This is a genomic window from uncultured Microbacterium sp., from assembly GCF_913776565.1.
Taxonomy (GTDB): Bacteria; Actinomycetota; Actinomycetes; order Actinomycetales; family Microbacteriaceae; genus Microbacterium.
In genome coordinates, this window is the sequence record NZ_CAJYPF010000077.1 from 1 (window position 1) to 10,106 (window position 10,106).

The following is a 10,106-nucleotide window of genomic DNA, read 5'->3' on the forward strand; positions in this document are numbered from 1 at the left end:
TCTCGTCGCCGCTCAAGGGAACGATGCCCGCGTACAACCGATGAATGCACGTAACGAAGAGCGGGGCCCCGCGTCGAGGACACTCGACGCGGGGCCCGCTCTTCGTTCTCTCAGCCCAGTCCCGCAGCCTGATCGGCTCGGACCGTCGCGGCGATCCTGTCGAGAGCGTCGGCGCTCAGCAGGTTGAACGGCGCGCGGCATGGACCGACGTTCTCCCCGGCCGCATTGGTCGCCGCCTTGACGATCGTGTTGGGGTTGCCCAGGACGAAGAGGTTGCGCAAGGCCCGAATCGATGCCTGGGCGGTGCGCGCGCCGTCGAGGTCGCCCGCCGCCCAGCGCTCGTAGATTTCGACCATCACGCGCGGGTAGACGTTCGCCACGGCGGTGATCCCGCCCGCGCCGCCCGCCTGCAAGGTCGGCAGCACCAGCGAGTCCGTCCCCGCGAGCACGGCGAAGGTCTCGGGGTCGGTCAACTCGATGCACTGCAGGATGGCGTCGAAGTTGCCCGACGAATCCTTGACGCCCGCGATGTTGTCGATCTCGGCGAGCCGTGCGATGGTCGCGGGCGCGATGTTGTTCCCCGTGCGGGCGGGGATGTTGTAGATCAGCACGGGCACGTCGACAGACGCGGCCACGGTTGCGAAGTGCCGGTACAGCTCGTCCTGCGACGCCGCCGCGAAGTACGGCGTGATGACCGAGAGCACATCGGCACCCGCGGCCTGCATCCGCTCGGCGATGCGCACCGTCTCGGCCGTTCCGACGGCGCCGGCGCCCGCGTACACCGGGACACGACCGTCGACGGACGCGACGACGGCGTCGAGGACGGCGAGGCGCTCATCCGCCGTCTGCTGGAAGAACTCGCCGTTGGTGCCGAGGCAGAACACGCCGTGAGCACCCGAGCGGACGGCGCGGTCGGCGTGCACGCGCATCTGGTCGAGGTTGAGCGACTCGTCGTCGTGGAACGGGGTGACGAGAGCGTGGATGCTGCCGCTGATGGGGGTGGACACGGAGTGACTCCTTCTGCGCGGGGTGGCCGGATGGGGCGGGATGCCTTCGGGGTGGGGGCTATTTCTGCATGACGTGGATCGCGAAGCCGCCGAACTCCCCGGCGAGGTAGATGTTCTGCAGGCGCCCGTCATCGAAGTACGCTGCCGTCGCGTCGTCGAAGCCGAACCCCTTCCCGCTCAGTTCCTCGACGGCGGAGGCCAGATCGGCGGTCGCCATTCCGATGTGACCGTGGGTTCCGAGGTACTGCGAGCGCACGCACTCGAAGAAGGTGCCCGCGAACTCGGACTTCTTCCCGGCGCGGGCGTCGAGATTGAACATCAGGCACAGCAGATCGCACAGTCGCTGCGCCTCGTCGGCGTCGTCGTTGTTGATGCCCACGTGGGCGAGTTCGAACGAGTTCTTCATGACGGGTCCGTTCCGAGGGGGTTCGCGTGCCCGATCACATCGGGAACAGCAGGAGGGCGCCCGCGGTCAGCGCGAGCAGGCGGATGACGTACATCGGGATCGTGAACTTCCAGAACTGCACGAGCGAGTACTTGCCGACGCCCATGACCATCGCGGGCAGTCCGTCGATGGGAAGGAAGTGGCCGTTCCATCCCGAGATGACGATGGCGATCGCCGCGGCCGTCGGGTCGAGCCCCAGGCCGATGCAGGTCGCGATCGCGAGCGGCGCGAAGACGTAGACCGTGCCGATCGTCGATCCCGTGAGGGTGGCGAGGACGCTCGTCAGGACGCAGAAGGCGAAGACGAGGAGGAAGGGGCTCACGTTGCCGCCGAGCAGATTGGCGACGCTCTCACCGACCAATTGCGTCAGCCCGGTCTTGCCGAGAGCCTCGGCGATGCCGATCACCCCGGCCGACATGAGGATGATGGGCTGGCTGATCGCGTCGCGGATCTCGCCGAAGGTCAGGACGCGCGTGATGAGCAGCACGGCGACCGCGAGCCCGGTGATCGCATAGCCCGCGTCGCCGATGTAGCTGTAGGAGATCATGCCCGCGATGGCGACGCCGAAGCTCACGTACGCCGCGATCTGCTTACGGCGGGTGAGAACGGGGGCGATGATCGTGGCGGTCGCCGTGGCGGCCGCCTCGGCGATCCCCCCTCCGCGCGGAGACGAGTCGCCCCCCTCGAGGGCAGGGTCGGCGGGAGGCTCGTCGTTGGTGATCGGGTGATCCGGCAGCATCCGGTAGGCGATGAGGCACCAGATGAGGAACCCGAGGCTCAGCACGAGGTTCACCAGCGAGAACCTCACCAGGTCGACACGTTCGCTGACACCCGTCGCCTCGAGCACGGCGACGACGATGCCGTACTGCAGGGCGACGTTGAACGGCAGCAGGGGGTGGTTCGCGGCGAACCCGGCCGGCATGAGCACCTTGGACGGCGGGAGCTTCTTGTTGTAGGCGAGCGTCGAGAGCAGTCCGATGACGAGGACGTAGTACGCCGTGGAGCCGGTTCCGAAGATGCTGCAGCCGACCATGACGAAGACGACGATCAGCGCGTAGGCGCGGAATCCCCCCTTCGAGGCCAACCTCGAGATCATCTGCTTGAACCCCGTGACCAGCTCCGTCTTCTGCAGGGCCGCGATGACGGCCATGAACGAGGCGAGCATCACGATCGTCGCGTTGGCGAAGCCGCTGAACGCGACGTTGATCGGCACGACGTTGAAGACCACCAGCAGCAGGCAGGCGATCAGCGGGGGGACGCCGAACGGCAGACGGTCGATCATGATGAGGACGATCATCAGGACGGTGATCGCCAGGGCGAGGATCATGGGGACGGTCATGCTGCCTGCTCCCCCGCGGTCGACTCCGGTCCAGCGGACGTCGGCTCGTCCGCCACGATCTGCGCGAGATCCGCGGCCGAGAGGTGCACGTGTTTGATCGCCTTGCGATGCCAGGTGTACGCGATGTGCAGGCCGCCGTCGGCGCCCGCGAGCACCGAGGGGTACGACAGCTCGCGATTCAGGCTCTGCCGACTGTTGTTCGAGAGGCAGTACCCGTCGCCGTTCTCGATGTCGTAGGCGATCGGCCAGCTCCGGGCGTCGTCCGTCGACAGGGCCAGCGTCATCGGGGCGCGGGGGGCGCCCCAGAAGGCGCTGCGTCCGTCCGCGTCGACGGCGGGCTCGGCCAGGCGGGGGCCTTCGTCGCCGCTGAGGCCGTCGTCGTCCAGCTCGTCGTAGAGCGAGACGCGGCGACTGGTGGCGTCTTCTCTGCTCGCCCAGTTCATCACCATCGCGACGCGACCGTCGCCGAGGGACCGGGCCTGGAGGGAGGAGTTGTTGTTGGGCAGATCGATCGGGCGGCAGGGCTCCCACGTCATCCCGCCGTCGCTCGACACGGATTCGTACACGTGGTCCGCCCACCGCGAGCGGAAGCACGCCCACAGCGTGCCATCGGCGCGCGGCACGATGTTCATGTGCACGCAGCCCTGCGAGTCGGGCACGGTCACCTCCGACCAGGTCTGGCCGAGGTCGTCGGAGAACCAGACCGAGGCGGTGTCGTCGTTGCCGACCCACTTCTCGCCGGGGACGGTGCGGCAGTTGAAGACGGGCAGCAGGATCCGTCCGCTCTCGAGGACGACCGGCGACTGGCGGACGAACACGCCGACCGGCGCCGCATCGCCCAGCAGAGCGGTCGGCTCGTCCCAGGTCGCTCCCCCGTCGCGTGAGACGCGCCGCCGCACCTCGGAGGTGTCCTGGTTGCCCGCGATCTGGGCGGTGTAGAGCAGCCACACCGCGCCGTCGGGAGCGGTGAAGAGGATGGGGTTCTGTTCCGATCGCGTGGAGTCGAAGCTCAGCTGCACGGGCTCGAGCCAGCGATTCCCTCCGGCCGGCAGCCGGGACAGGTGGATCGAGATGTCGGAGACACCCTCCTGCGTCCCACCGAACCACACGCAGGCGAGATCGCCGCCGGGGAGGAAGGCGAGGTTGGCGGCGTGGCACTGCACCGTCGGGGTCGGCAGCAGCGCTTCCGACCCTCGATCGGAACGGGCTCGTAGCAGCCCATCGAAATCACTCATGCGTGGTCCTCCAGTCGGCTCTGACGGTGGGCGCCCGACGCGGACGCGGTTCATCGGCGAACGTTGATGCCGCCTCGCATAGATCGGGATGCCATCGGGCATCGCCGACACGGAGAACGGAATGAGGTCATCCTGACAGGTTTGCACGAAGTGCGCAATGCTCATGCGCATTTCGTGCATTCACAACGTCAGAAGAGTGCGGCAGGGGCGTGGCAGCCGCAGCGACGACCGAGGGTCGAGAAGATCGCGCGCGAAACGCGCACAACGCGCATCCCGTGAGCGGGCGCGCGGGCCTCAGTCGGCGACGATGACCTCGACCCCACGACGACGGAAGGGCTCGAGCTGCTCCTCGGAGGCCTCGGCATCCGTCACCAAAGTCCAGGGCGTCTCGAGCCGGACCCACGCGCTGAAGGGGGATGCGCCGAGCTTCGCCGCGTGGGCGACGACGTACACACGCGTACCCGCGCGCGCCATCAACTCCTTCAGCCGCGTCTGCGTCGCGGTCGCCTCGCACAGTCCGCGCTCCGCCGTCACGGCGTCCGCCCCGAGGAAGACCGCGTCGAAGAACCATCGCTCCAATGACGCCTCGGCCATCGGGCCGATGAAGCTCTGCGAGGTCTGCCGATACCAGCCGCCGAGCAGCGACAGCTCGACCCCCTCGGCGCCCTCGAACTCCCGGAAGGGGGTCATCCCGTTCGTCACGACGGTCAAGGGAGAGGTACCGATCAGGTGCGCGGCGACGCGGGCCGTCGTCGTGCCGGCATCCAGCAGGATCGTCTCGCCCGGGGCGACCTGCGCGGCGGCCCGACGGCCGATCGCATCCTTGGCGCGGTAGGAGTCGACGGAGCGCTCGCCCAGGCTCATCTCGCGGTGATGCGACCTCACCGCGATCGCACCTCCGTAGGTGCGCGCGAGTCGGTTCGAATCCTCGAGTGCCGACAGGTCGCGCCGGATCGTCGACGCGGTGACGCCGAAAGCACGCGAGAGCTCCTCGACGCTCGCGAGACCGTTGCTCCTGGCCATGCGCACGATCTCTTCACGCCGCTCTGACGCCCTCATCCGGCCACGCTCCTCCCGACCGCGCGCACGACCGCGGGTCGCCTCACGCTACCAATCGGGGGAGGCCGACCTGCGGCACGCCTCTGCCCGCAGCCGGACTCGCGCATCCGGTACCCGCCCACCCGCCGCCGCGTAGCCTAGAACCGTGACCCTCCCCTACGACGTCGACGCCGTTCGCGCCGACTTCCCGATCCTCGCGACCGAGGTCGACGGCCACCCCCTCGTCTACCTCGATTCCGGCGCGACGAGCCAGAAGCCGCGCGCCGTGCTCGACGCCGAGCGCGACTTCCTCGAGCGCGCGAACGCCGCCGTGCACCGCGGTGCCCACACCCTCGCCGCCGAGGCGACCGAGCTGTTCGAGGACGCCCGCGTCACGGTCGCGGACTTCGTCGGGGCCGAGCCCGAGCAGCTGGTCTGGACGAGCGGAGCCACCGCGGGCCTCAACCTCGTCGCCGGATCCCTCGGCTACGCCGGACGCCTGCGCGAAGGCGACGAGATCGTCGTGACCGAAGCGGAGCACCACGCGAACCTCATCCCGTGGCAGGAGCTCGCCGCCCGCACGGGTGCGCGCCTGCGCCACATCCCCGTGCTCGACGACGGCACGCTCGACATGCGCACCGCCGCCGACCTCATCGGCGAACGCACGAAGGTCGTCGCGTTCCCGCACGTCTCGAACGTCCTGGGCATCGTGAACCCGGTCGCGAAGCTCGTCACCCTCGCCCGCGGCGTCGGCGCGTTGACGGTGCTCGACGCGTGCCAGTCGGCTCCGCACCTGGCGCTCGACCTGCCGGCATCCGGAGTCGACCTCGCCGTGTTCTCGGGCCACAAGATCCACGGGCCGTACGGCATCGGGGCGCTGTGGGGCCGCGACGAGGTGCTCGAGGCACTGCCGCCGTTCACCACGGGCGGCTCGATGATCACGACCGTCACGCTCGACAAAGCCGAGTACCTCCCTCCGCCGCAGCGCTTCGAACCGGGTACCCAGCCGGTGTCGCAGGCCGTCGCCCTGGCCGCCGCCGTCCGCTGGCTCGGACAGCACGACCTCGACGCCGCGTACGCGCACGAGGCCGCCCTCGAGAAGCGCATGCGCGAGGGACTCCGGTCGATCGACGGCGTCCGCCTGCTCGGAGACACGGATGCCGCCGACCGCATCGCCCTGCAGGCCTTCGAGGTCGAGGGGGTCCACGCGCACGACGTGGGCCAGTTCCTCGACAGCCGCGGCGTCGCCGTGCGCGTCGGGCACCACTGCGCCCAGCCGCTGCACCGGCGCTTCGGGATGACCGCGTCGGTCCGCGCGAGCGCGGCGATCCACACGACCGAGGCCGAGGTCGACACCTTCCTCGACGCGGTGTCGGGCGTGCGCGGCTTCTTCGGGGTGAGCGCATGAGCGGCCTCGAATCCCTGTACCAGGAGCTCATCCTCGACCACGCGAAGAACCGTCGCGGCTTCGGTCTCGCCGAGCCCGGCGCACACAGTGCCACGGTGCACCAGCGCAATCCGGTGTGCGGCGACGAGATCACGCTGCGCGTCGACGTCGAGGGCGACCGCGTGGCATCCGTCACCTGGGAAGGGGCGGGCTGCTCGATCTCGCAGGCCTCGGCTTCGATGCTCGTCGCGCTCCTGCAGGAGGACGGCGGAGACGAGGGGATGCCGCGCGCCGACGCCGAAACCCTGATCGCGTCGTTCCGCGAGGCGCTGCGCTCGCGCGGCAAGATCCCCCTCGACGAGGAGACCTTCGCCGACGCGGCAGCCCTGTCGGGGGTGTCGAAGTACACCGCGCGCGTGAAGTGCGCGATGCTCGCGTGGGTCGCGCTCGAGGAGGGGCTGCGGCAGGCCTGAGTCCGTGGCATCCGGACGTCCGCTCTCCCTTCCGCGGACGTGCCGCAGCGATATCCTGCGTCCATCACGGGAGAGGACGGATGCCATGGGCAACGGATTCAGCGCGGAAGAGCGCGCGGCGATGAAGCAGCGCGCCGAGGAGCTCCAGGCCATGAAGGGCGTGAAGGGCCTGGCGAAGCTGCAGAAGGAGAGCGAGGCCTGCCTCGAGGCGATCGAGAAGCTCGAGGGCGTCGACCGCGCGGTCGCCGAGCGGCTGCACGTCATCGTGCTCGAAGAGGCGGGGCACCTGAACCCCAAGACGTTCTACGGCTTCCCCGCCTACGCCCGAGACGGCAAGGTCGTGGTCTTCTATCAACCGGCGTCGAAGTTCAAGACGCGGTACGGCACGGTCAGCTTCGACGACTCGGCGCAGCTCGACGACGGTCCGATGTGGCCGGTCTCGTTCGCCGTGGTCGAGGTCACGGCCGAGGTCGAGCAGCGCATCCGCGACGCCGTCCGCCGGGCGGCCCCCGCGACGTGACCGCGCGGTCCGCCTGACACCCGCACTCTCACCCCGGCGACGGCCGGACCCCACCCGGATGATGCACGGGGTGGCTTCTCGCGCCATCCCTTGACGCGCTCGAGACGCGCGTCTTGGCTGGGGCCATCCCTCGCGTCGCTCACGGCCGAATCCGGTCGCGCGTCGCACCGGGGCCGGCTGCGGCCGGACCCGCGGGCACGATCAGGTCGGGACGACCCGGCCGGAGAGGACGAAGATGTCCGGCAACAAGGCAGTGGCGTACAAAGAACCCGGTGTCGTGGAGGTCATCGACACCCCGTATCCGGAGTTCGAGCTCAAGGACGGTCCCGGCGTCAATCCGGCGAACGTCGGCCGAAAGGTCCCCCACGGTGCGATCCTGCGCACCGTCTCCACCAACATCTGCGGCTCCGACCAGCACATGGTGCGCGGGCGCACCACCGCTCCGGCCGGCCTGGTGCTCGGGCACGAGATCACCGGCGAGGTGATCGAGGTGGGACCCGACGTCGAGTTCGTCAAGGTCGGCGACATCGTCTCGGTGCCGTTCAACATCGCGTGCGGACGGTGTCGAAACTGCAAGGAGGGCAAGACCGGCATCTGCCTCAACGTGAACCCCGACCGCCCCGGCAGCGCCTACGGCTACGTCGACATGGGCGGCTGGGTGGGCGGCCAGGCCGAGTACGTCCTGGTGCCCTACGCCGACTGGAACCTGCTGGTCTTCCCCGACCGTGAGCAGGCGCTCGAGAAGATCCTCGACCTGACGATGCTGTCCGACATCTTCCCCACCGGCTTCCACGGCGCGTACACCGCGGGAGTGCGTCCGGGATCCACGGTGTACATCGCCGGTGCGGGTCCGGTCGGCATCGCCGCCGCCGTCGGCGCGCAGCTGCTGGGTGCGGCCGCCGTGCTCGTCGGCGACCTCAACGCCGACCGTCTCGAGCAGGTGCGGTCGATGGGCTTCGAGAGCGTCGACGTGTCCAAGGGCGATCCGCGCGACCAGATCGAGCAGATCCTCGGTACCCCCGAAGTGGATGCCGCGGTCGACGCGGTCGGCTTCGAGGCCCGCGGTCACGGCTCCGACTCGTCGCACGAAGCGCCGGCGACGGTGCTGAACTCGCTGTTCGACATCACCGCGGCGGGTGGGGCCCTCGGCATCCCGGGCCTGTACGTGACCGGTGACCCGGGCGGGGTCGACGAGGCGGCCAAGGTCGGGTCGCTGTCGCTGCGCCTCGGCCTCGGCTGGGCGAAGTCGCTGTCGTTCACGACGGGTCAGTGCCCGGTGATGAAGTACAACCGGCAGCTGATGATGGCGATCCTGCACGACAAGGTGCAGATCGCCAAGGCGGTCAACGCCACGCCCATCAGCCTCGACGACGCCCCCCAGGGCTACGCCGACTTCGACAAGGGCGCCCCGCGCAAGTACGTGCTGAACCCGAACGGGTACATCAAGAGCTGACTCCGGTCGGAACAGGGATGCCGCGGCCCCGCCGCCGCGGCATCCCGCCCTCAGTCCAGGACGACGCGCTCCATCCGTCGGAAGCTCTCCTCCATCCCGTCGACCATGCCCGTGGCGAGCACGGCGTCGCGGGTGGCGGCATCCGGATACTCGATCAGCAGAGTGACGAGCGTCGCGCCGTCCTCTTCGTACAGCGAGAGGTCGTTGGTCGTCGTCGGCAGGTCGGTGCCGGTCATGTGCTCGGTCTGCACCATGCGCCGCGGCTCGTCGAGCAGCAGGATCTCGCCGTCGAAGCCGAACCCCTCGCCCTCGGTGCCCGGCTCGGGCTCCCAGGCGATGCGGTAGCGGCCGCCCTCGCGCCGATCGATCTCGCTGACCGACATGCGCCACCCGTCGGGGCCGAGCATCCACCGCCGCATGAGCTCGGGGTCGAGGTGCGCGCGCCACACGAGCTCGCGAGGCCCCTCGATCAGGCGCGTGATGCGCACGTGCTGGTCGCTGAGGATCTCGAGCCGCGTCCCCTTGCCCTGGGCGAAGGCGCGCAGGCCCGGCAGCACCGCGTCGAGCTGGTTCATCGCGAGGGTCGATCCCTCGACCGCACCCATCGCCACGACCTGCTCGAGGGCGTCGAGCGAGGCGAAGCGGCTGACGTTCGTCATCCGCGAGCCCTCGGGCGTGGCCTCGAAGGTGAAGGCCATGCGCATGGACGGCATCCCCTCGATCGGCTCGCCGGTCTCGTCGGCGAACGAATCGATCACCTCGAACGCGCGCGGTTCGTCGATGGCGGTGAACTCCCACGCCCCGCCCGCCCGTTCCCCCTGCGGCGAGGTCATGTGGTACCTCGCGTGACCGCCGACGCGGAAGTCGAACGCGTCGAAGGTCGCCGGCCACCCCGGGGGTCCCCAGAAACGCTCGAGCTGGCGCGGGTCGGTGAAGACGGCCCACAGGCGCTCGGGCCCGACCGCGAAGTCGGCGACCAGGGTCAGGGTGAGCGCATCGAGATCGGTCTCGACGGATGTGACGGGCATGACGGACTCCTTCGTCGGTCAGTTCTGAGGGGTGGATGCCGTGCGCCCGGGTGCCTCGCGACCCGGAGCGGCGTCGCGCGAGGGCGGCGGCGGTGCCGAGGGCGAGCGGAGGGCGGATGCCGCGGCATCCGCCTCTTCCGACAGCAGCGCGTCGAGTCGGACGAAGCGGCCGCGCCACAGG

Annotated in this window: 10 protein-coding genes; 4 read left to right on the forward strand and 6 right to left on the reverse strand. The window is 69.6% G+C overall.

Annotation, left to right across the window (positions count from 1 at the left end; genetic code table 11):
* Positions 1-110: 110 nt before the first annotated feature.
* From dapA to QZ433_RS04535, 5 genes are all read right to left on the reverse strand, one after another.
* Entirely contained in the window at positions 111-1,007 is an 897-nt protein-coding gene (gene dapA, locus QZ433_RS04515; protein WP_295780215.1) for a 4-hydroxy-tetrahydrodipicolinate synthase, read from the reverse strand.
* Positions 1,008-1,065: 58 nt separating this feature from the next.
* A complete protein-coding gene (locus QZ433_RS04520; protein ID WP_295780216.1) occupies positions 1,066-1,413 on the reverse strand; it encodes a hypothetical protein in 348 nt (115 codons plus the stop codon).
* A 34-nt stretch (positions 1,414-1,447) separates the two neighbouring features.
* Complete coding sequence (locus QZ433_RS04525; protein ID WP_295780217.1) at positions 1,448-2,791, reverse strand: SLC13 family permease; 1,344 nt, start codon at positions 2,789-2,791, stop codon at positions 1,448-1,450.
* Positions 2,788-4,026 (reverse strand): exo-alpha-sialidase, encoded by a 1,239-nt coding sequence (locus QZ433_RS04530; protein WP_295780218.1) that lies wholly within the window; start codon positions 4,024-4,026, stop codon positions 2,788-2,790. The genes QZ433_RS04525 and QZ433_RS04530 overlap by 4 nt, the downstream gene beginning before the upstream one ends.
* 294 nt (positions 4,027-4,320) lie before the next feature.
* Positions 4,321-5,085 (reverse strand): DeoR/GlpR family DNA-binding transcription regulator, encoded by a 765-nt coding sequence (locus QZ433_RS04535; protein ID WP_295780219.1) that lies wholly within the window; start codon positions 5,083-5,085, stop codon positions 4,321-4,323.
* A gap of 145 nt (positions 5,086-5,230) precedes the next feature.
* Here QZ433_RS04535 and QZ433_RS04540 point away from each other — a divergent pair, with 145 nt between their 5' ends.
* The 4 genes from QZ433_RS04540 to fdhA all read left to right on the forward strand — a co-directional run bounded on the left by QZ433_RS04540 (position 5,231) and on the right by fdhA (position 8,897).
* Complete coding sequence (locus tag QZ433_RS04540; protein ID WP_295780220.1) at positions 5,231-6,472, forward strand: SufS family cysteine desulfurase; 1,242 nt, start codon at positions 5,231-5,233, stop codon at positions 6,470-6,472.
* Positions 6,469-6,924 carry a Fe-S cluster assembly sulfur transfer protein SufU gene (sufU, locus tag QZ433_RS04545; protein ID WP_264629667.1) on the forward strand — a complete coding sequence of 152 codons (456 nt, stop codon included), beginning with the start codon at positions 6,469-6,471 and terminating at the stop codon, positions 6,922-6,924. Before QZ433_RS04540 ends, sufU begins: the two co-directional genes overlap by 4 nt.
* 85 nt (positions 6,925-7,009) lie before the next feature.
* Positions 7,010-7,444 (forward strand): hypothetical protein, encoded by a 435-nt coding sequence (locus tag QZ433_RS04550; protein ID WP_295780221.1) that lies wholly within the window; start codon positions 7,010-7,012, stop codon positions 7,442-7,444.
* Positions 7,445-7,679: 235 nt separating this feature from the next.
* Positions 7,680-8,897, forward strand: a complete 1,218-nt coding sequence (fdhA, locus tag QZ433_RS04555; RefSeq protein WP_295780222.1) for a formaldehyde dehydrogenase, glutathione-independent — start codon at positions 7,680-7,682, stop codon at positions 8,895-8,897.
* A 50-nt stretch (positions 8,898-8,947) separates the two neighbouring features.
* Here fdhA and QZ433_RS04560 read toward each other — a convergent pair whose 3' ends face one another.
* Positions 8,948-9,925, reverse strand: coding sequence for an SRPBCC family protein (locus QZ433_RS04560; protein ID WP_295780223.1), 978 nt, complete (start codon positions 9,923-9,925; stop codon positions 8,948-8,950).
* Positions 9,926-10,106 lie beyond the last annotated feature (181 nt).

Excerpts from the sequence above, each read along its gene's own strand:
- QZ433_RS04520 (WP_295780216.1), bottom strand. The coding sequence starts at position 1,413 with ATGAAGAACTCGTTCGAACTCGCCCACGTGGGCATCAACAACGACGAC.
- QZ433_RS04525 (WP_295780217.1), bottom strand. The coding sequence starts at position 2,791 with ATGACCGTCCCCATGATCCTCGCCCTGGCGATCACCGTCCTGATGATC.
- QZ433_RS04530 (WP_295780218.1), bottom strand. The coding sequence starts at position 4,026 with ATGAGTGATTTCGATGGGCTGCTACGAGCCCGTTCCGATCGAGGGTCG.
- QZ433_RS04535 (WP_295780219.1), bottom strand. The coding sequence starts at position 5,085 with ATGAGGGCGTCAGAGCGGCGTGAAGAGATCGTGCGCATGGCCAGGAGC.
- sufU (WP_264629667.1), top strand. The coding sequence starts at position 6,469 with ATGAGCGGCCTCGAATCCCTGTACCAGGAGCTCATCCTCGACCACGCG.
- QZ433_RS04550 (WP_295780221.1), top strand. The coding sequence starts at position 7,010 with ATGGGCAACGGATTCAGCGCGGAAGAGCGCGCGGCGATGAAGCAGCGC.
- fdhA (WP_295780222.1), top strand. The coding sequence starts at position 7,680 with ATGTCCGGCAACAAGGCAGTGGCGTACAAAGAACCCGGTGTCGTGGAG.
- QZ433_RS04560 (WP_295780223.1), bottom strand. The coding sequence starts at position 9,925 with ATGCCCGTCACATCCGTCGAGACCGATCTCGATGCGCTCACCCTGACC.